This window comes from Arthrobacter sp. AG258 (assembly GCF_004364695.1).
Lineage (GTDB): Bacteria > Actinomycetota > Actinomycetes > Actinomycetales > Micrococcaceae > Arthrobacter.
Genome location: NZ_SOBI01000010.1, coordinates 41382 through 61742 on the forward strand (window position 1 = coordinate 41382; position 20361 = coordinate 61742).

The following is a 20361-nucleotide window of genomic DNA, read 5'->3' on the forward strand; positions in this document are numbered from 1 at the left end:
GGGCGCCCAGCGCCGCTGTATCAAGTCTAGGCGGGAAGCGCGGCGTGGCCCGCAAGGATGCGCTCCAGGGACGTGAGGAAGGCCGTGGTTTCCGGCTCGGTACCGGCCGTGACCCGCAGGTGCCCGGGAATTCCCACGTCGCGGATCAGCACGCCCGCGTCCAGCAGTTCCTGCCAGACCTGGTGCGGGTTCTCCAGGCCGCCGAAGAACACGTAGTTGGAGTCGGACGCGGCAGGCTTGAGGCCCATCCTGGTCAGCTCAGCCACAATGCGGTCGCGCTGCTGCTTGATGTCCTGCACATCGGCCATGAGCGCCTCGCGGTGCTGCAGGGCTGCCAGGGCGGTTGCCTGGGTGATCGCGGACAGGTGGTACGGAAGGCGCACCAGGCGCAGGGCATCGGTGACCTCCGGGGCCGCGGCCATGTAGCCGAGGCGTGCGCCGGCGAGTGCGAAGGCCTTGCTCATGGTGCGGGAGACAATCAGCCGCTCCCTGCCGGGCAACAGGGTCAGGGCGCTGGGCGTGCCGTCGTGGGCGAATTCGTGGTACGCCTCGTCCACGATGACGATGGTCTGGCTTGGAGCACCGGCCTCGTAGACAGCCTCGACGACGTCCAGTCCCAGGCCGGTGCCGGTGGGATTGTTCGGCGAGCAGAGGAACACGATGTTCGGCTGCAGCTCCCTGACCTGCCGGGCAGCGGATTCTGCGCTGAGGTCGTAGCCCTCGGCCCGGACACCGGTGATGTATTCGGTGTCGGTGCCGCTCGCCAGCAGCGGGTACATGGAGTACGTGGGCGGGAAGCCCAGGGCGGTGCGGCCCGGGCCGCCGAACGCCTGGAGGATTTGCTGCAGGACCTCGTTGGAGCCGTTGGCCGCCCACAGGTTGGTTTCGTCGAGGCCATGGCCAAGGTATTCGGCCAGGGCCTTGCGGAGCTCGGTGAACTCCCGGTCCGGGTAGCGGTTCAGGCCGGCGGCGGCCTCCGTCACGGCGGCGCTGATGGCGGCACGCACGTCCGCCGGGACGCCATGGGTGTTCTCGTTGACGTTCAGGAGAATGGGGACGTCCAGTTGGGGCGCCCCGTAGGGAGTCAGCCCGCGAAGGTTGCTGCGGAGGGGTAGCCGGTTCAGGCGTTCTAGCTGGTCGTTCACCTGAACAGTTTAGTTGCCGTGGCAACTACCGGAAAATATGACACTTTTGGCCTGCCTCGGAAACGCCCGGACGAAGAGCTGGCGGCAGCCTCCGGGGGACGCGCACCCGCAGTCACCAGGCCGCGGCGCCAGGCTGCCGCTCCGCGGTACCCGCTCAAGAAGGGGTCAGTGGCTGGGGACGAAGAGCTGCTGCCCGGGCAGGACCGCGCCGGCGGACAGGTTGTTGAGCTGGACGATGTCCGCCACGACGTCCCGTGCATCCCGGTTCGGGGCCACGGCACCGGCGATGGACCACAGGGACTGGCCGGGCTGGACCGTGACTGTCACCGTGGGCGTCACGGCGAGGTCCGCGGCGGAATCGGAGGCCTTGGCCGGGGAGTGGAAAAGTCCCGCCAAGGAGAGCAGCAGGACCGCGAGGAGAATCAGCGGCACTCCCACCAGGACGATCCGCCCCCGCCGGGTCAACCGAAGCGGCGCCGGTGATGGCGCAGTTCCGGCACTGATCCGCCGGCTGCCGGACGAGTGGCGCTCCCCGGCCAGGAACTCCGGACGGGATATGTGGGAAAGAGTTAAAGCTGACATGAACTGAGCCCTCCTGGACCTGCCGTGCTGCCCGGGTGTCCGCCGCTGCCGTCCTGCCTGCCGTGCCGGAATACCAATCTCTTCCGGCCAGGTCTTCGAACAGGCCATGCAATGGTTAGAACACATATTCGAACTTTGCTTACTAAGTTTTAGCACCTATCAACGAACAATGTCGAGACTCGCTAGAACAAATGTTTGAAAAAGCAATGTGGCTGGCCTAGCTTGGAAACCAAGAACAACCACCACTGAAGTTGAACAGCAGGGTCTGACAATGACAGCGGTGACCCTTCACGCAACGCCGGCCTACGGCGTGGGGCGGAAGATCCGGCGGCAAGCGAAAGGCATTGGCGAACATGGCAGCAGCAGCCGCCGGGGGCAGGACGGCCCCGCAACCAAAGAGGACTCCGAAGGGGCTTACCCCGCGGCAGAAGAAGATCCTCGAGACCATCCAGCGGTCCGTCAATGACAACGGCTACCCGCCCTCAATGCGCGAGATCGGCGACACGGTGGGCCTTGCGAGCTTGTCCAGCGTGACCCATCAGCTGTCCCAGCTGGAGAAGCTTGGCTACCTCCGGCGCGACCCGAAGCGGCCGCGGGCCATGGAGGTGCTCATGCCCCTCACGCTTGACGGCGGCGGCGGGAAGCCGATTGCCGCCTCAGCGCCGCAGACACCCGGCGCCACCGTAACGGAGCTGCCTACCGCGCTGGACACCGCCATGGTTCCGCTCGTGGGCCGGATTGCCGCCGGCGGTCCCATCCTCGCCGAGCAGCTCGTTGAGGATGTCATGCCGCTCCCCCGCCAACTTGTGGGCCAGGGTGAACTGTTCATGCTCAAAGTGGCCGGGGACTCCATGGTGGACGCCGCCATCTGCGACGGAGACTGGGTCGTGGTGCGCCGCCAGGCGGACGCCGTCAACGGTGATATCGTCGCTGCCCTGCTCGATGACGAAGCAACCGTCAAGACCTTCCGCCAGCGGGACGGCCACACCTGGCTGCTCCCGCAGAACACGCAGTACGAACCCATCCTGGGCGACCACGCGACCATCATGGGCAAAGTGGTTTCGGTGCTGCGGTCCCTCTGACACCGCCTGTCACCTCCGGCCGCGGCAGGCCTCTATTCAGAGGCCTCCGCGCCGAGCCTGGTGAGTGCGGCCAGCGCCTTGCTGCGGTCCGTAGTGGACCAGAAAGGCGGCAGCGCGGCCCGCAGGAAGCCCGCATAACGTTCGGTTGCCAGCCGCGAATCCAGCACCGCCACCACTCCTTTGTCGCCGGTTGACCGGATCAGCCGCCCGGCGCCCTGCGCCAGCCGGATGGCCGCGTGGGTAGCCGACACCGACATGAAACCGTTGCCACCGGCCTGGGCCACGGCCCGCGACCGAGCTGTCATGAGGGGATCGTCCGGCCTGGGGAAGGGAATCCGGTCGATCACCACGAGCCGGCACGACCCGCCCGGAACGTCCACCCCCTGCCACAGGGACATAGTCCCGAAGAGGCAGGTATCCGGTTCGTCCGCGAACTGCTTGACCAGGGCGGTCATGGTTGACTCGCCCTGGCAGAGCACGGTCATATCGAGCTTGGGCCGCAGGGCATCGGCGGCCTCCTCCGCAGCCCGACGCGAGGAAAAGAGGCAAAGAGCCCCGCCACCGGATGCTTTGATGAGCGCCTCGAGCTCCTCCAGGGCTTCCGGCGAAACACCCCGGCCCGGTTTGGGCAGGTGTCCCGCCACGTAGAGGATGCCCTGTTTGGGGTAGTCGAAGGGTGAGCCGACGTCCACCCCCGTCCAGCTGGGAGCTCCGTCGCCTATCAGTCCCAGCCCGCCCGCCGCCGGTTCGAACGCGGACCCGATGGCCAGGGTGGCAGAGGTCAGCACAACAGTGTGGCCGGCGAAGAGTCCTTCCCTCAGCCGCCCGGCAACGGACAGCGGCGCGATGTTGACCAGCACCGGCGCATTCTCGTCAGGCTGGGAGTAGCCCTGGCCGGGGTCGAAGGTGCTCGCGCGCGAGAACCAGACCACTTCGCGGTTCTCCCGGGCAGCCAGCAGCCGTTCGCATAATTCAAGGATCAGCATGAGGCGGGACCGGGCGAGCTGTCGCCCGCCGTCGGCCGTGGTGTTGCTGTCCCCCTTGGAATCGGACAGCGCCGCGCGGCAGGACTCACGCAGCTGGTCCACGCAGTCCAGCTGTTCGTCGTTCAGGCCGTTGGGCAGCAGGCCGTTCGGGGCCCCGGCGAGGGCCAGCTCAAGGTTGGCGGCCGCAGCGTTCAGGGCGTCAACGGTGATGGCCGTGTGTTTGCGGGCACCTGATGCGGCGGCGTGCACCATGGCGACGGACAACTGCCCGGAGACGGCCCCGGTGACGCGGTCCTGCAGTTCATGCGCCTCGTCCACTACCACGACGTCATATTCGGGCAGCACGGCGAGCCCCTCGAAGGCGCTGACGGCGAGCATGGCGTGGTTGGTCACCACGACGTCTGCCTCGGCCGCGTCCTGCCGCGCCAGTTCACTGAAGCACTCAGCGGCCATGGGACATTTTTGCGCCCCCAGGCATTCCATGGAGGTCACGGACACCTGCCGCCATGCACGGTCGGTCACGCCGGGAAGAAGCTCGTCACGGTCTCCGGTGGCGGTCTTCTCGGCCCACTCCCGCAGCCGCACCACTTCCTTGCCCAGCTGGGAGGCGGGACCGCCCACAGAGGCGGCGAAGTGCGGCACGCTGGTGTCCTCGCCCAGGGAGAACAGCTGGCCCTCCGAAGGCTCTTCGGAAGGGAACCCGCCCTCCACCTTGTGGCGGCAGACGTAGTTGGACCGCCCCTTGACCAGGGCCACTTTGACGGGCCGTTCCAGGGCCGGGGTGATGTTCTTCAGGAGGCGGGGCAGGTCCCTGCCCACGATCTGGGTTTGCAGGGCCAGCGTGGCCGTGGACACCAGGGCGGGCTTATTGCTTTCCAAGGCATGGGCAATGAGCGGTACCAGGTAGGCCAGGGACTTGCCGGTCCCGGTGCCGGCCTGGACCAGGAGATGGTTGCCCGAACTGATGGCCCGGGCCACCTGACGGGCCATTTCGTGTTGTCCGGTGCGGCTTTGTCCGCCCATGCCGGCGACGGCGCGGTCGAGCAGTTCAAGGACGAACTGCTCGCCGCCCGCCTGCGCAGCTTCCCCGGCCGCGAGGTCAGTCATTGAGGGCGAATGGTTCCAGCTCGGATGCCAGGCCCTCGCGGACCATCACCACGGCCCTGGTACCTTCCTCAACGTGGTCGAGGTGGATGATTTCGGCGTCGGATTCGTGCAGCTTGCTGAGCAGGTCGCCCCGGTCGTACGGAATGAGCAGTTCAAGCTTCACGCTGGGCCTCGGGATGGCGTCGCTGATGGCCTTCAGCAGCTCGGCAATACCCTCACCCGTCCGGGCCGAGACCACCACATGGCGTGGTTCGCGCTGCTTCAGCCGCTCGATCACGAAGGGATCGGCGGCATCGGCCTTGTTCAGCACGATGATCTCAGGCACCTTGCGGGCGTCAACTTCGCTGAAGACCTTCCGGACCGCGGCGATCTGGCCCTCGGGATCGGGGTGCGAGGCGTCCACCACGTGCAGGATCAGGTCCGAATCGGCCACCTCTTCGAGGGTGGAGCGGAAGGCCTCCACCAGCTGCGTGGGCAGCGAGCGGACGAAGCCCACGGTGTCGGCCAGGGTGTAACCCAGGCCGTCAGCGGTTTCGGCCTTGCGGACGGTGGGATCCAGGGTGGCGAACAAGGCGTTCTCCACCAGGACGCCGGCGTCGGTGAGCCTGTTGAGCAGGGAGGATTTCCCCGCGTTGGTGTACCCGGCAATGGCCACCGACGGTACCTCGTTACGACGGCGGTTGGCCCGCTTGGTTTCCCGCGCCGGCTTCATCGCGGCGATCTCGCGCCGAAGCTTGGCCATGCGCGTACGGATCCGGCGCCGGTCCAGTTCGATCTTGGTTTCACCGGGGCCGCGCGAGCCCATGCCGGCGGCGGCGCCACCCACTTGGCCGCCTGCCTGGCGGGACATCGATTCGCCCCAGCCGCGGAGTCGGGGAAGCAGGTATTCCAGCTGTGCCAGCTCCACTTGGGCCTTGCCCTCGCGGCTCTTGGCGTGCTGGGCGAAGATGTCCAGGATCAGGGCCGTACGGTCGATCACCTTGACCTTGACGATGTCTTCGAGGCCACGACGCTGCGAGGGTGCGAGCTCGGCGTCCACCACCACGGTGTCCGCACCGGTGGACATGACGATGTCCTTCAGTTCGAGCGCCTTGCCCGAGCCCAGGAACGTTCCGGGATCCGGCTTGGCCCTCCGCTGTACCAGCCCGTCGAGGACCTCGGAGCCGGCCGTCTCGGCGAGGGCGGCAAGCTCGCGCAGCGAATTCTCGGCGTCGGCCAGTGTTCCGTCGGACCAGAGCCCTGCCAGGACCACGCGTTCCAGGCGGAGCTGGCGGTATTCGACCTCGGTGACGTCTTCGAGTTCGGTGGACAACCCTGCCCTGCGGCGCAGGGCCCTGCGTTCCTCGAGGTCCTGCTGGTCGCCGTCGTACGTTGAATGTTCTTCGTCGAGGCGGGATATGGCCTGGGCCTTGCCGAGCACAGCTTTTCCGGTGCCGCTGCCGTCGCCGCTGGGCGTGCTGACTTTCCGGGCCGGTACGTCCTTGGCGAGGATCCGGTCGATGACAGCCTGGATTTCCTCGGGACTCATGTCCTGGGCGGCTGGATCGGACCCGGTGTTTGGCTGGCTGGTCATGGTCTCCTTTGAAGATTCGGCATTTCCAGAATAGTGCCGATTAGTTGGAAGGTGGGAAGAATTCGCGCTGGGCTGACGGCCTGCGGTCATGCAGTCCTCCTGATGGTGGGGCCGCCGGCGGCGGTGCCGGGGCCGGGATGCCGCGTTGCAGGGGCGGCTGGGCGGGCGAGGCCGGAGAATTGCAGGAAGCGCAGCGGAAGGCTGACGTTCGAGTACTGTCCGGCGGCCGGGCCTGGACGGAATGGTCCGGTCCGGTGCACAAGCGGAAGGCATGGGAACCTGCGTCGCTGTGGGACGGGCTGCCTCTGCTGGGCAGCGGCAGGAACGGGCGGGGCCCGTACCGGCTACTCGAAGATCAAGAACATGCCCATTAGCCTAACAGAGGGGCGCAGGCACAGTTTCCCATTACGCTGCAGGGGGAACTACTCTGGCCAGTTATGGAGTCCGCTCACTATTTCAGCACGTCCCCCGCCGGGCCCTTTACCCGCAAGCCCCTCACCGTGGAACTGGCCGGCGGAACGCGCAGGCTCCAGACCTCCTCGGGCATTTTCAGCCCGGACGGCATCGACAAGGGCACTGCAGTACTTCTGGCGGAGGTCCCTGCGCCGAACCCCCACGGCAACCTGTTGGACATTGGTTGCGGCTGGGGGCCGGTGGCCCTCACCATGGCTCTGCTGGCGCCCCAGTCAAGGGTCTACGCGGTGGACGTCAACGAACGGTGCATCACCCTGACCAACGAGAATGCCGAGGCGCTGGGCCTGTCCAATGTCGTTGCCAGCACGCCTGAGGCCGTAGACCCCGAAGTGCGTTTCGACACCATTTGGTCCAATCCGCCCATCAGGATCGGCAAGGAAGAACTGCATGCCCTGCTGAAGCTGTGGCTCCCCCGCCTGGCTGAGGGCGGGACGGCGTGGCTCGTGGTCCAGAAGAACCTGGGCTCGGACTCGCTGCAGCGCTGGCTGGCCGCCGAACTGGACAGCTCCTTCACCGTGACGCGCGAATCGACCGCCAAGTCCTTCCGGATCCTGAAGGTCAGGAAAGCGTCCCGCTCGCCACAATGACCGCCGGACCGCTGAGCTCAACATGCTCGTGGCCGCCGGGTCCGGCGAAGAACTTGACGCCTACAACCCCTCCGGGAACATGGACGCGCCAGACGTCGGGAGCCTCGGCACCTGCCCAGTGCCGGATGGCGACGGCGGCCGCGCAGGCGCCCGTGCCGCAGGATTGCGTCTCCCCCACACCGCGCTCATGCACGCGCATGGTCACCGATCCGACGCCGTCGTGCACAAGGGGCTCAGCCGGAACGACGAACTCCACGTTGGTACCGTTTGCCGGGACGGGATCGACTTTCGGCGCGGTGAAAAGCCGGGTGCCGGCCAGCTCGGACAGCTCGGCGAGGGCCACCACGGTGTGCGGGTTGCCCATGCTCACGGACAAGGCCGGCCGGGGAACCTCCAGCCCGTCGGCAGCGACGAGGGAATCCATGGCCTTGGCACTGGCTTCGCCGGGAAAGATGAACTCCCAGGGGCCCATGTCCACCGCGTAGTCGTTCCCGGTACGGACCACGGTCTTTACCCCGCCGCGCGTCCCGATGGCAAGTGAACCGCCGTCGGGCAGGTCGATCAGCCCCTCGGTTCGCAGGAAGTGGACGAACACCCGGACCCCGTTTCCGCACATTTCGGACAGCGAACCGTCCGCGTTCCGGTAATCCATGAACCATTCCGCGCCGGGGGTGTCCAGCAGCAGTTCCCTGCCCTCCGTCAGGAAGCGGGAGGGCACGGCCCTGATCAGCCCGTCGGCGCCGATTCCCTGGTGCCGGTCGCACAGGGCCGCTGCCTGGTGCGCATCGAAGCTGCGGGTGCCCTCAGGATCGGCCACCAGGACGAAGTCGTTGCCCGTGCCGTGCCCCTTGGAAAAGCGGAGGCCGCCCATGGCACGAAGGGCGGATCCGGACGTTTCGACGGGGGTAGCATTCATGGTCCCAAGCGTAGCGGCGGATGCCGCTGCCGCTGAAACCGCGGCTACCTGCAGAGCAGTGCAGCCTTGCCGGCAAGTTCCGGATCCTGCCAGTCCAGCCACGTGATGCGGGGGTCGGCGCGGAACCATGTGAGCTGGCGGCGGGCAAATTGGCGGGTGGCCACAATGGTTTCCTCCGCAGCGTCCGCCACGGTTGAGGCGCCGTCGAGGACCCGCAGGAACTGTGAATAGCCGAGGGCCCGGGAGGCTGTCTTCCCGGTCCGCAGGCCTTGGGCGTCAAGCGTCCCCACTTCTGCCAGCAGCCCGGCGTCCACCATCCGGTGGACCCTGGCTGCCAGGCGCTCCCGCAGGACATCACGGTCCACGGCCAGGCCCACCTGGACAGCCCGCTGGTGGTACTCCCGGCGGGGCATGAAGGAGCTGAAAGGCCGTCCGGTGAGTTCGTGGACTTCCAGGGCGCGGATGATCCGCCGGGCATCAGAGAGCCGCTCGGCCGACACGGGATCCACCGCGCGGAGCCTTGCCAGGAGTTCTGCCGTCCCGCGTTCCGCGTATTCGGCCTCAAGCCGGGCGCGCAATGAGGCGTCCGTACCGGGGAACTCCAGTACGTCCAGGGCGGCCCGTACGTAGAGCCCCGAGCCGCCGGCGAGGATGGCCCTCTTGCCGCGGGCATGGACAGCCGCTATCACGTTGCGGGCCTGCTCCTGGAATGTGGAGACGCTCGCTTCCTGCGTGACGTCCATGATGTCCAGGAGGTGGTGCGGCACGCCCTTGCGCTCGGCCACGGAGATCTTCGCGGTGCCGATGTCCATTCCCTGGTAGAACTGCATGGCGTCGGCGTTGATGACCTCGCCGTCGAGTTCCAGGGCAAGGTTGACGGCAAGATCCGATTTGCCGGAGCCAGTGGGACCGACGACGGCGATGACGGGCGGGGCGGCCACCGGTCAGCGGGTGCGCAGCGGCAGCGAAGGCATGCCCAGCGAGACACCCTTTTGTCCAGCCCCGCTCCCCGGCACCGGCGCGCCGCAGGAATCGGCCTGCGACCGGTCCCACGCGTCCCCGGCGCGCGACCTGCGCAGGCTGTAGTCCTCGGGCGTGGGGTCGGCCACCAGGTGGAAGGCAGCGGCTTCGGTGATGGTGACTGTTACGAGGTCGCCCGGCCTCGGGGCCGGCGCGCCTTCAGGAACCGAGAAATGTACCAGCCTCTGGTCCCTGGACCGGCCGGAGAGCCGGTGCGTCTCCTCGGACTTGCGCCCCGACTGGGCGGTGACCATGACCTCCAGCCGCCGGCCGAGCTGCTTCCGGTTCTCCTCCGCGGCGATCCTGTCCTGCAGTGCGGTGAGCCGTTCGAACCTTTCCTGGACCACGGCCTTGGGCAGTTGGTCCGGCAGGTCGGCGGCAGGGGTCCCCGGCCGCTTGGAGTACTGGAAGGTGAAGGCGGTGGCAAAGCGCGACTTCTCGACGACGTCGAGCGTGGCCTGGAAGTCCTCTTCCGTCTCGCCGGGGAAGCCGACGATGATGTCGGTGGAGATGGCGGCGTCCGGGATCCTGTCCCGGACCTTGTCCAGGATGCCGAGGAACTTGGTGGACCGGTAGGACCGCTTCATGGCCTTCAGGATGCTGTCCGAGCCGGACTGCAGCGGCATGTGCAGCTGGGGCATGACATTGGGTGTTTCCGCCATGGCCTCAATGACGTCGTCGGTAAACGCCGCCGGGTGCGGGCTGGTGAAACGGACCCGTTCCAGCCCGTCGATTTCGCCGCAGGCACGGAGGAGCTTGGAGAAGGCCTGGCGGTCGCCGAACTCCACTCCGTAGGAGTTGACGTTCTGGCCAAGCAGCGTGACTTCGATGGCGCCGTCGTCCACGAGGGCCTGGATTTCGGCGAGAATCTCACCCGGGCGGCGGTCCTTTTCCTTACCCCGGAGGGCCGGCACGATGCAGAACGTGCAGGTGTTGTTGCAGCCAACGGAGATGGACACCCAGCCGGAGTACACGGAGTCGCGCTTGGTGGGCAGCGTGGACGGGAACACGTCCAAGGACTCCAGGATTTCCAGCTGTGCTTCGTCGTTGTGCCGGGCCCGGTCGAGCAGGGCCGGGAGCGCACCAACATTGTGGGTGCCGAAAACGGCGTCAACCCAGGGCGCTTTCTTGAGGATGGTTTCCCGGTCCTTCTGGGCCAGGCATCCGCCCACGGCGATCTGCATTCCGGGGTTCGCCGCCTTGACGGGCGCCAGGATCCCGAGGTTTCCGTAGAGCTTGTTGTCAGCGTTTTCGCGCACCGCGCAGGTGTTGAACACCACGACGTCGGCTTGCTCGCCTTCCGCGGGAACGTACCCGGCGTCTTCAAGGAGTCCCGCCATCCGCTCCGAGTCGTGGACGTTCATCTGGCACCCGAACGTCCGCACCTGGTAGGTACGCGGCCGGGCTCCGGGCTGCAGACCCGTCCCGGGTTCAACGGAAGGGGTGGTGCCGGAATGGGGGGAAGGAATGGTCAAACTCACCCGTTAAGGGTACCGGCTTTGGAGCGGGTCACCGTCGGGATCCTGGACTGAACCGAGTACCTCATTGACGATCCTGAACGCCTGCCCGGGTTGGTAGCCCTTTCGCGCCAGCATGGACGCCAGACGGCGCACTGCTTTATCCCGTTCGGCCGGGTCTGACAGGTTTGTTCCGGGCCGCAGCTTGCGCTCAACCAGGGTCCTGGCGGCAGTTTCCTCGTCGGCGTCGGTCACTTGTTCCAGGGCCGCGGCGGCGGTTTCGGGGTCGATGCCCTTCTCCGACAGCTCGCGCCGGAGCGCTCCCCTGGCGAGCTTGCGGGACTGGGATCGGCTCCTGACCCACATGTCAGCAAATTCGGCGTCATCGATCAGGCGGACTTCCTGGAATTTATCCAGGACTTCCTCTGCCACGCGTTCCGGAATGTTCCGTTCGGCCAGTTTCCGGGCAAGCTGCAGCCTGCTCTTCGGCGAGGCCGTCAGTTGCCGGTACACGATGGCCTTGGCCACCCCGGCAGGATCCGGTTCGGCGTCCTCTGCCAAGGGATCTTCGGGCACAGCAGACCGCTCCGTTGCCCCACGGGCGGGGTTGGCGGAGCGGCGCCGCCGGGAACCGGATTTGGGTGACCTGGCGTCGGGAGGATGCGCCTCGGGAGACCATGTCAAGGGCTAGAACCCGTCGACGGCTTTCAGCTTGGGCGTGTCCTTGGACTCGTCCTCCGCCGGCTTCACGCCCACACCGAGTTTCTCCTTGATGAGGCGCTCCAGTTCGGCGGCAAGCTCGGGGTTGTCGCGGAGGAACCGGCGCGAGTTCTCCATGCCCTGGCCCAACTGGTCGCCATCGTACGTGAACCAGGAGCCGGACTTCTTGATGATGCCGTGCTCGACGCCCATGTCGATAATGCCGCCTTCGCGGGAGATGCCCTGGCCGTAGATGATGTCGAACTCGGCCACCTTGAAGGGCGGGGCCATCTTGTTCTTCACGATCTTGGCCTTGGTCCGGTTGCCGACCGAATCAGCGCCTTCCTTCAGGGTCTGGATGCGCCGGACGTCGATGCGGACCGACGCGTAGAACTTCAGCGCCTTGCCACCGGTGGTGGTTTCGGGGGAACCGAAGAACACGCCGATCTTTTCGCGGAGCTGGTTGATGAAAATGGCGGTGGTCTTGGTCTGGCTCAAGCGGCCGGTAATTTTACGCAGTGCCTGGCTCATGAGCCGTGCCTGGAGGCCAACGTGGCTGTCGCCCATGTCGCCTTCGATTTCAGCACGCGGAACCAGGGCGGCGACGGAGTCGATGACGACGATGTCCAAGGAGCCGGAGCCCACCAGCATGTCCATGATTTCCAAGGCCTGTTCACCGGTGTCCGGCTGCGAAACCAGCAAGGCGTCGGTATCCACGCCGAGCTTCGCGGCATAGTCCGGGTCCAGGGCGTGCTCGGCGTCGATGAAGGCAGCGATGCCACCCAGCCGCTGGGCGTTGGCAACGGCGTGCAGTGCCACGGTGGTCTTACCTGACGATTCCGGCCCATAGATCTCCACCACACGGCCACGGGGCAGCCCACCAATGCCCAGGGCGACGTCCAGGGCAATGGACCCGGTAGGGATGACTTCGATGGGGGCACGGACTTCGTCGCCCAGGCGCATCACCGATCCCTTGCCGAACTGCTTGTCAATCTGGGCAAGTGCTGCTTCCAGCGCTTTTGCACGATCCGGGGCTGCCGCCATGGTTGACACCTCTAATGCTTTCTCGATGGTGGCCTGTGCGGCCGTCTTGTTGGTCATCTCTGACGCTAAGGGGACCCACTGACATTCCGGCCTCAGGACATCGGCTATGTGGATAAACCCAATAGAAAAAGCATAGCGTTATCCGAACAGGTATTCGAAGAGGATGGTCGCGCGGCGTGTCCTGCAAGGGTTCCCGGACCGGTCGGCAGGAGGGCCCGGCCGGCCGGCGGATAGAGGGTGCCCCCGCGGGAATCAGTCGCGGCGGGGGGCTATGTCCCGGCCGAGCCGGCGGTCCGCCGGCACATCCTGGAGGTCGCAGACGGCAAGCCAGACCTTGCGCGGTTCCACGCCGGCGGCCAGTGCCTGGTCCGCGGTTCGCCCGCCCACCCCGGCCAGGACCAGGGTACTGCTCAGCACTCGGGAGTAGCCCGCGCCGAACTCGTCATCCATGAGCCGCCAGTAGTCGCTGATTCGCATCGGTAAATCCTCTCATGATTGGGGACCCTAGAATTGTTGCCATGAGCAACTCCCCCGATGGCACGCCGGCTGATGTCTCAATCGAGGCTGCCGCCGACACGGCCCTGCAGAACGTCGAACACCAGATCAGTCTTTTTTGGCGGCGAGCCCGGGCCATCTCGAACCAGCTGTCCCGGGAGGTGCACCCGGACATGGAGCCTGCGGCGTACGGGCTGTTGACCGTGATCCGCCGGGAGGGGCCCATCCGGCTGACCGAACTGGCAATGAACATCGGGGTGGGCAAGCCCTCCGTCAGCCGGCAGATCGCATTCCTTGAAGGCCTGGGGCTGGTTTCCAAGGAGGCCGATCCGCTGGACCGCCGGGCGCAAGCCATCCGGCTGACGCCCAAGGGGGAGGAAAAGATGCACCAGGTCCAGGACGCCCGGCGCCAGGTCTTTCAGGAACGGCTGCGGGAATGGCCGGTGGAGGACCTGCAGGAGTTGGCCCGCTACATGGCCAAGCTGAACGCCACCTACGAGCCCGACGGATTCCCGAAGGAAGCACCGGGCGCGTCGCCGGCACAGGAGAGCTAACCGCCTTCACGCAAGGAAGCCCCCGGCCATGCCGGGGGCTTCCTGGTTCCACGGCCCACCCAACGGGTGGGGGCTGCCCCTAACGGGCGCCGGAGAGAAGGCCTGTGGAGAGTTCGTCGTTCAGTTCAGCGTTGAGGTCGCGTTCCAGGTCACGGCCGTAACGCTGGGAGAATTCCTGCGGTACGGTGTCCGGAACTGCAACGCCCTCGGCTACCGCCACCCGGTCGCTGACCTCCCGAAGCATGCTGGACAACGGCACGTCCAGGGCCGAGCAAATCGAAGACAGGAGCTCCGACGAGGCTTCCTTCTGGCCACGCTCCACTTCGCTGAGGTACCCCAGGGAAACGCGGGCGCTGTGCGAAACTTCACGGAGCGTGCGCCCCTGACGCTGGCGGACATCGCGCAGCACATCACCGATTTCGTGACGAAGTACCACCATCTTGCGCTCCTTCTGTTCGCTCTTAGCCTGTTCGGCGAGGCCCACATCCTTCCAGCGGACAACGCCGTTTACGGATACGGGCTGCTTTACCATCTGTATCGCCTTGCTCCCTCATTGGTCAGGTCCGCCGAAAGGCGGACCGTCTGGTCGTTTCATCCTAGGCGCCTCCGCTCTCCGGAAGCGACACAATGTAATAACTAATCGGTACCGGCTTTTGTTCCCGGCAACTTTACGTGCGGTAACTTGAGCGGGCAAGCGTCAGGCGGAGATCGCCTCGAGGAGTCTTTCGAGGGCCGCCGCACACGCTTCGGCGCGGATATCAGGCCTGCTGCCGGTGAAGGAGTATTCAAATGCCGCGGTACCGGCGGCGGTGGCAATCCCGACATAGACCCGCCCCACGGGTTTGCCGTCGTGCGGCTCCGGACCGGCCACGCCGGTGGTGGAAACCCCGAGGTGGGCGCCCAGGACGTCGCGCGCTCCTGCCGCCATGGCGCGGGCGACGTCCGGGTCGACGGAGCCGACCCTTGCCAGGAGCCCGGCGGGGACGTGGAGTACGCCTTCCTTGACCGAATTCTGGTACGCCACGACGCCGCCCTGAAGCATGCCGGAGGCGCCGGGGGTGTCGGCGAGGACGGCGGAGACCATGCCGGCGGTCAGGGACTCTGCCGTGGCAACGGTCAGTCCCGCGTCAAGTGCCTGCCGCACGGCCTGTCCGGCGAGATGGTGGAGGTTGCTCACGGTTCCTGCCCTTTCGCCGTTCCTGCCTGCCGCCCCTTCGCGCGCAGGCGCAGGGCTTCGATGACATACTCGACGCCGGTCCACACGGTGATGGCCAGCGCCGCCATCATGACGGCGAAAGCAACCCACACCAGCCACGGCGCAAAGGCGCCCAAGGGGAGCAAATACAGGAAGATCGCTGCGGTCTGCACGACGGTCTTGAGCTTTCCGCCGCGGGAAGCGGGAATGACCCCATAGCGGATGACGAAGAAGCGCAGGGCCGTGATTCCCCATTCCCGGACCAGGATCACCAGCGTTGCCCACCACGGCAGTTCACCCAGCAGGGAAAGCATGACCAGGGCCGATCCGATGAGCAGCTTGTCCGCGATGGGGTCGGCGATCTTGCCGAAGTCCGTGACAAGGTTCCGGCTCCTGGCGATGTCGCCGTCGAGCTTGTCCGTGTAGATGGCGACGGCGAACGCCGCCACCGCGGCCCAACGCCACGGCCCGGCCCCACTGCGCAGGCCGGGGGCATCCGCCACAAGGAACCACACAAAGAACGGGACCAGCGCGATGCGGATCATGGTCAGGACGTTGGGAAGGTTCCAGACCCCGGCACGGCGCGGGCCTGCGGCGGTGGCATCGGTGCTAGTCACGTTCCTAGGCTACCTTCCCGGGGCTGCCGCAACGCCGGCGCGGCCCTACCGTCCGGTGAGCGACCAGGCGTCCTCGGAGCCGTCGTCGTCATCGCCGTACCCGCCGGGAGCGGAATCGGAGCCGTCGTAGTACTCAACGTTCTGCTTCCGTTTGTCCAGGTCCGCGGCCACCAGGTCCTCTGCGTAGCCGCCCTGGGCGATGTTGGCGTTGGCATTGTCACTGAGCGCGGCTGTCTGCGAATCCGGGGCGGCCGGTGCGTCCTGGCCCTTCATCGCGGCCAGCACGGCCGCGAGGTCGTCCGGCTTGACCAGCACGTCGCGGGCCTTGGAGCCCTCGGAAGGGCCCACCACTCCCCTGGACTCGAGCAGGTCCATGAGCCGGCCGGCCTTGGCGAACCCCACCCGGAGCTTGCGCTGCAGCATGGAGGTGGAGCCGAACTGCGTGGTGACCACGAGTTCCGTGGCCTGCAGCAGCACCTCGAGGTCATCGCCGATGTCGTCGTCGATCTGCTTCTTTTCCGCCTCGGGGGCGACGTCGTCCCGGTAGACGGCCTGGAGCTGTCCCTTGACGTGCTCCACCACCTTGTGGATCTCCGACTCGGTGACCCAGGCGCCCTGGACGCGCATCGCCTTGGAAGCACCCATCGGCAGGAAGAGCGCGTCGCCTTGGCCGATGAGTTTTTCGGCGCCGGGCTGGTCGAGGACAACGCGGGAGTCGGTGACCGAGGAGGTGGCGAAGGCCATGCGGGAGGGCACGTTGGCCTTGATGAGGCCGGTCACCACGTCCACGGAGGGCCGCTGGGTGGCCAGCACCAGGTGGATGCCGGCGGCACGGGCGAGCTGGGTGATGCGGACGATGGAGTCTTCGACGTCGCGCGGGGCGACCATCATCAGGTCGGCGAGTTCGTCCACGATCACCAGCAGGTACGGGTACGGCCGGATGACGCGCTTGGAGTCCACCGGCGGGTGGACCTTGCCGGCACGGACGGCCTTGTTGAAGTCGTCGATGTGCTTGAAGCCGTAGTTGGCGAGGTCGTCGTAGCGGGCGTCCATCTCGCGGACCACCCACTGCAGCGCCTCGGCGGCCTTCTTGGGGTTGGTGATGATGGGGGTGATCAGGTGCGGGACGCCCTCGTAGGCGGTCAATTCCACGCGCTTGGGGTCCACCATGACCATGCGTACCTCGTCCGGGGTGGCGCGCATCAGGATCGAGGTGATCATCGAGTTCACGAACGAGGACTTACCGGCACCGGTGGCACCGGCGACCAGGAGGTGCGGCATCTTGGCGAGGTTGGCCACCACGTAGCCGCCTTCGACGTCCTTGCCCACGCCCATCACCATGGGGTGGTCCGTGCGGCGGGCGTTCTGGCTGCGGAGGACGTCGCCCAGGGAGACGGTTTCGCGGTCGGTGTTGGGGATCTCGATGCCGATCGCGGACTTGCCGGGGATGGGGCTGAGGATCCGGACGTCGGAGCTGGCGACCGCGTAGGAGATGTTCTTGGACAGCGCGGTGACGCGTTCCACCTTGGTGCCGGGCGAGAGTTCGATTTCGTACCGGGTGACCGTGGGGCCGCGGCTGAACCCGGTGACGGTGGCATCGACGTTGAACTGCGTCAGGGTGTCGGTCAGGGCGGCGACGACGGCGTCATTGGCCTCGGTACGTTCCTTCGGGATGGACCCGGGGGTCAGGTAGTCCGAGGCAGGGAGGGTGTAGGTGACGTCCCCGGCGAGGGAGAGTTGTTCGGTCCGCTGCGGGATGGGCACAGGTGGCGGAGCGGGCGCTACCGGGTTCGAGGGCACCGTGGGTGCGGCGGCCGGTTTCCCGGGAGCCGCGGCGCCGGGAATGACCAGCGGGATGGCCTCGGTGGCGTTCTCCGCGGGAGGGGCCGAGCCGGCGCCCAGGCCCTGCGCGGCCTTGATTTTTTCGACGGCGATCTCCGCCTGGGTGGGGCGCCGGACGCCCGGTGCGGGCCGCGCGGGCTCCGGCTCGTCGTCGTCGATGACCGCGTGTTCGAAAGCTTCGTCGCCCACGTAGCCTTCCAGGCCGGCATCGGGCTCCTGGTCCTTGCCGAACAACCTGCGCTTCTTCTTTTTGGGCTCAGCGGCTGCGGGGCGTTCGAGGTAGCTGCGGTCGTGGGTGTCCGCGGTCAGGTCCTGGTCCATCAGGTCGATGCCCATGAGGTGCTCGTAGGCTCCGCGAAGGCGGCGCGGGATGGCCGTGAACGGGGTGGCCGTGATGATCAGCAGGGAAACGAAGGCCAGCAGCCCGTAGAGTGCCGCCGGCACGGCGGGATGGATGGCCGCCAACGGGCTGGCGGCCAGGAAGCCGAGCATGCCGCCGGCTTTGCGGAGGCCGTCGAAGCCATCGGCAACCGTGGGCTGGCCGCCGAGGATGTGGGCCAGGCCGCACCCGGCGAAGGTCATGATGAGGAAGCCGATGCCCACCCGATTGTTGCCCCGGCCGTCCGAGGGGCGCCTGAACAGGCGGAACGCGCAGACAAAGAGCATGAGCGGGAGCAGCAGGGAGAGCCAGCCGAAGGTTCCGTTAACCACGGCGTAGACGGCGTCCGGGAACCAGCCCGTCAGGCCCCACCAGGCGAACGTGGCAATGAACACACCCAGGGCCAGGTTGAACAGCGCGGCACCGTCGCGGCGTTCGTCCGCGGGGAGGTCGCTGACGTCGTAGCCGATCCGGCGCACTCCCCCGCCCACCAGGTGCCCGACTCCGAGCCATGCCCCGGCCACGACGCGCAGGAGCCAAGGCTGGTGGTGTTCGACGGCGGGAAGCTGTCGGGTGCGTGCGGTGCTGGTTGAGCCGCCGCGCCCTGTCTTGCCGGCTGTGGAGCCGGTTCCGCGGCCTGTGGAGCTTCCGGCTTTGCTGCCGGAGCTGCCCCTGCCGGTACCTTTGGGCGCGGAAGTAGTACGTGTGGCCATAGTAGCCACGGTACCGGAAGCATGCTGTGATTCCGGGGATATCGGGGCTGCCGGGCCGCCCGCCGGGGCTTGCCGATGCGCTTGCGGATGCGCATGGCCGGACGCACGAAAAGGCCCGGTCCACAGGGAACCGGGCCTTATCGGAGGTGCAGCGACGTTGTCCAGCTCAGTGTCGCAGCCGGGCCGCGCGGGGCGCTCAGGCCTCGAGCACCACCGGGATGATCATGGGCTTGCGGCGCAGCTTGCGGTTGACCCAGGTGCCCACGACGCGGCGCACCACCTGCTGGAGCTGGTGGCTGGTGTGGTCGGCGTGGTTCTGGACTGCTTCCTCCAGCGCCGCGTTGATCTTGGGGATGATGTCGTCGAAGACGGAATCGTCCTCGGCGACTCCGCGGGCGTGGATTTCCGGACCGGACACCACCTTGCCGGTGGCGCGGTGGATGACCGTGATGATCGAAATGAATCCTTCGTCACCCAGGATGCGGCGGTCCTTGAGGTCGGCATCGGTGATTTCACCCACGCTGGACCCGTCAACGTAGACAAAGCCCACCTCCACCTGGCCGACGATGTCTGCCTGGTGGTCGCGGAGGTCGATGACTGTGCCGTTGTCGGCAAGGATGACGCTCGCCTCGGGCACGCCGGACTCGATGGCGATCTTGCCGTTGGCGATGAGGTGCCGGGTTTCGCCGTGCACGGGCATGGCGTTCAAGGGCTCAAGGATGTTGTAGCAGTACAGCAGCTCACCCGCGGCGGCGTGGCCGGAGACGTGGACCTTGGCGTTGCCCTTGTGGATGACATCGGCGCCGAGCTTCAGGAGGCCGTTGATGATCCGGAACACGGCGTTCTCGTTGCCCGGGATGAGGCTGGAGGCCAGGATCACGGTGTCGCCGTCGCCCACCACCACGCGGTGGTCGCCGTTGGCCATCCTGGACAGGGCGGCCATGGGCTCGCCCTGGGAACCTGTGGACATCAGCACCACGCGGTTGTCCGGCAGGTTGTCGATGTTCTTGATGTCCACGATCAATCCGGCGGGAACATCCAGGTAGCCAAGCTTTTCCGCGATGGCCATGTTGCGGACCATGGAGCGGCCCACGAAGGCCACCTTGCGGTTGTGCTTGGCGGCGGCGTCGAGGACTTGCTGCACGCGGTGGACGTGGGAGGAGAAGGACGCCACGATAATGCGTTTGGTGGCCTGGCCGAAGAGGCGCTCCAGGGTGGGGCCGATTTCCTTCTCGGCCGTGGTGAATCCGGGCACGTCGGCGTTGGTGGAGTCGGACATGAAAAGGTCCACGCCCTCCTCGCCCAGCTTGGCGAAGTGCCGGAGGTCGGTGATCCGGCCGTCAAGGGGCAGCTGGTCCATCTTGAAGTCGCCGGTGTGCAGGACCGTTCCGCCCGCAGTGCGGATGAAGACGGCCAGGGCGTCCGGGATGGAGTGGTTGACGGCCACGAACTCGCATTCGAAGGGGCCGAACTTCTCCACCTGGCCCTCCTCCACGGTGAGCGTATAGGGCCGGATGCGGTGTTCCTGCAGCTTGGCCTCGATCAGGGCAAGGGTCAGTTGCGAACCCACCAGCGGGATGTCGTTGCGCAGGCGCAGCAGGTACGGCACGGCGCCGATGTGGTCCTCGTGGCCGTGCGTGAGGACGACAGCCACGACGTCATCCAGCCGGTCCTCGATGTAGGAGAAGTCGGGCAGGATCAGGTCGACGCCGGGCTGGGTTTCCTCAGGGAAGAGGACGCCGCAGTCCACGATCAGCAGCTTGCCGTCGATTTCGAACACGGCCATGTTCCGGCCGATCTCCCCCAGCCCGCCCAGCGGAACGATCCGCAGCGTGCCCTGGGGCAGGCGCGGAGGGGTGACAAGGCCGGTAAGGGCAGTTTGGGTCATAATGCA

General features: G+C 66.8%; 18 protein-coding genes. 3 read left to right on the forward strand and 15 right to left on the reverse strand.

Features of this window, described 5'->3' with window-relative positions; translation table 11 throughout:
* Nucleotides 1–26: 26 nt before the first annotated feature.
* Together DFO47_RS18525 and DFO47_RS18530 are read right to left on the reverse strand one after the other, a co-directional pair.
* Nucleotides 27–1145, reverse strand: coding sequence for a histidinol-phosphate transaminase (locus tag DFO47_RS18525; protein WP_018763619.1), 1119 nt, complete (start codon nt 1143–1145; stop codon nt 27–29).
* Between the two features lie 165 nt (nt 1146–1310).
* A complete protein-coding gene (locus tag DFO47_RS18530; RefSeq protein WP_231369931.1) occupies nt 1311–1727 on the reverse strand; it encodes a LysM peptidoglycan-binding domain-containing protein in 417 nt (138 codons plus the stop codon).
* Between the two features lie 353 nt (nt 1728–2080).
* Between DFO47_RS18530 and lexA the strand changes: the two genes are divergently transcribed.
* A complete protein-coding gene (lexA, locus tag DFO47_RS18535; RefSeq protein WP_109044892.1) occupies nt 2081–2809 on the forward strand; it encodes a transcriptional repressor LexA in 729 nt (242 codons plus the stop codon).
* Between the two features lie 32 nt (nt 2810–2841).
* Here the strand turns inward: lexA and DFO47_RS18540 are convergent, their stop codons facing one another.
* Together DFO47_RS18540 and hflX are read right to left on the reverse strand one after the other, a co-directional pair.
* Nucleotides 2842–4902 (reverse strand): ATP-dependent DNA helicase, encoded by a 2061-nt coding sequence (locus DFO47_RS18540; RefSeq protein WP_133832582.1) that lies wholly within the window; start codon nt 4900–4902, stop codon nt 2842–2844.
* Nucleotides 4895–6475, reverse strand: coding sequence for a GTPase HflX (gene hflX, locus DFO47_RS18545; protein WP_109044894.1), 1581 nt, complete (start codon nt 6473–6475; stop codon nt 4895–4897). Before hflX ends, DFO47_RS18540 begins: the two co-directional genes overlap by 8 nt.
* A gap of 437 nt (nt 6476–6912) precedes the next feature.
* Here hflX and DFO47_RS18550 point away from each other — a divergent pair, with 437 nt between their 5' ends.
* Complete coding sequence (locus DFO47_RS18550; RefSeq protein WP_018763624.1) at nt 6913–7536, forward strand: methyltransferase; 624 nt, start codon at nt 6913–6915, stop codon at nt 7534–7536.
* Here DFO47_RS18550 and dapF read toward each other — a convergent pair.
* The 6 genes from dapF to DFO47_RS18580 all read right to left on the reverse strand — a co-directional run bounded on the left by dapF (nt 7508) and on the right by DFO47_RS18580 (nt 13149).
* Nucleotides 7508–8452, reverse strand: coding sequence for a diaminopimelate epimerase (gene dapF, locus DFO47_RS18555; protein ID WP_026265106.1), 945 nt, complete (start codon nt 8450–8452; stop codon nt 7508–7510). The two genes, DFO47_RS18550 and dapF, sit on opposite strands and share 29 nt — an antisense overlap.
* Before the next feature lie 44 nt (nt 8453–8496).
* Nucleotides 8497–9393: a tRNA (adenosine(37)-N6)-dimethylallyltransferase MiaA gene (miaA, locus tag DFO47_RS18560; RefSeq protein ID WP_133832583.1), complete on the reverse strand. Its 897-nt coding sequence runs from the start codon at nt 9391–9393 to the stop codon at nt 8497–8499.
* A 3-nt stretch (nt 9394–9396) separates the two neighbouring features.
* The gene (miaB, locus tag DFO47_RS18565) at nt 9397–10953 is read right to left on the reverse strand and encodes a tRNA (N6-isopentenyl adenosine(37)-C2)-methylthiotransferase MiaB (RefSeq protein ID WP_133832584.1); all 1557 of its coding nucleotides are present in this window, start codon (nt 10951–10953) and stop codon (nt 9397–9399) included.
* A gap of 3 nt (nt 10954–10956) precedes the next feature.
* A complete protein-coding gene (locus tag DFO47_RS18570; protein WP_018763628.1) occupies nt 10957–11505 on the reverse strand; it encodes a regulatory protein RecX in 549 nt (182 codons plus the stop codon).
* A gap of 111 nt (nt 11506–11616) precedes the next feature.
* Nucleotides 11617–12672 (reverse strand): recombinase RecA, encoded by a 1056-nt coding sequence (recA, locus tag DFO47_RS18575; protein ID WP_026265110.1) that lies wholly within the window; start codon nt 12670–12672, stop codon nt 11617–11619.
* A 252-nt stretch (nt 12673–12924) separates the two neighbouring features.
* A complete protein-coding gene (locus DFO47_RS18580) occupies nt 12925–13149 on the reverse strand; it encodes a DUF3046 domain-containing protein (RefSeq protein WP_018763630.1) in 225 nt (74 codons plus the stop codon).
* Between the two features lie 41 nt (nt 13150–13190).
* Between DFO47_RS18580 and DFO47_RS18585 the strand changes: the two genes are divergently transcribed.
* Nucleotides 13191–13721, forward strand: a complete 531-nt coding sequence (locus DFO47_RS18585) for a MarR family transcriptional regulator (RefSeq protein WP_109044898.1) — start codon at nt 13191–13193, stop codon at nt 13719–13721.
* 79 nt (nt 13722–13800) lie between these two features.
* On the opposite strand, the gene DFO47_RS18590 is transcribed toward DFO47_RS18585, so the two are convergent.
* The 5 genes from DFO47_RS18590 to DFO47_RS18610 form a co-directional block, all read right to left on the reverse strand.
* On the reverse strand, nt 13801–14253 hold the full coding sequence (locus DFO47_RS18590) for a helix-turn-helix transcriptional regulator (protein WP_018763632.1): 453 nt from the start codon (nt 14251–14253) through the stop codon (nt 13801–13803).
* A gap of 165 nt (nt 14254–14418) precedes the next feature.
* On the reverse strand, nt 14419–14898 hold the full coding sequence (locus DFO47_RS18595; RefSeq protein ID WP_109044899.1) for a CinA family protein: 480 nt from the start codon (nt 14896–14898) through the stop codon (nt 14419–14421).
* On the reverse strand, nt 14895–15533 hold the full coding sequence (gene pgsA / locus DFO47_RS18600; protein ID WP_133832585.1) for a CDP-diacylglycerol--glycerol-3-phosphate 3-phosphatidyltransferase: 639 nt from the start codon (nt 15531–15533) through the stop codon (nt 14895–14897). Before pgsA ends, DFO47_RS18595 begins: the two co-directional genes overlap by 4 nt.
* A 45-nt stretch (nt 15534–15578) precedes the next feature.
* Nucleotides 15579–18467, reverse strand: coding sequence for a DNA translocase FtsK (locus DFO47_RS18605; protein ID WP_133832586.1), 2889 nt, complete (start codon nt 18465–18467; stop codon nt 15579–15581).
* 196 nt (nt 18468–18663) lie between these two features.
* A complete protein-coding gene (locus tag DFO47_RS18610) occupies nt 18664–20355 on the reverse strand; it encodes a ribonuclease J (RefSeq protein WP_018763636.1) in 1692 nt (563 codons plus the stop codon).
* Nucleotides 20356–20361: the final 6 nt, after the last annotated feature.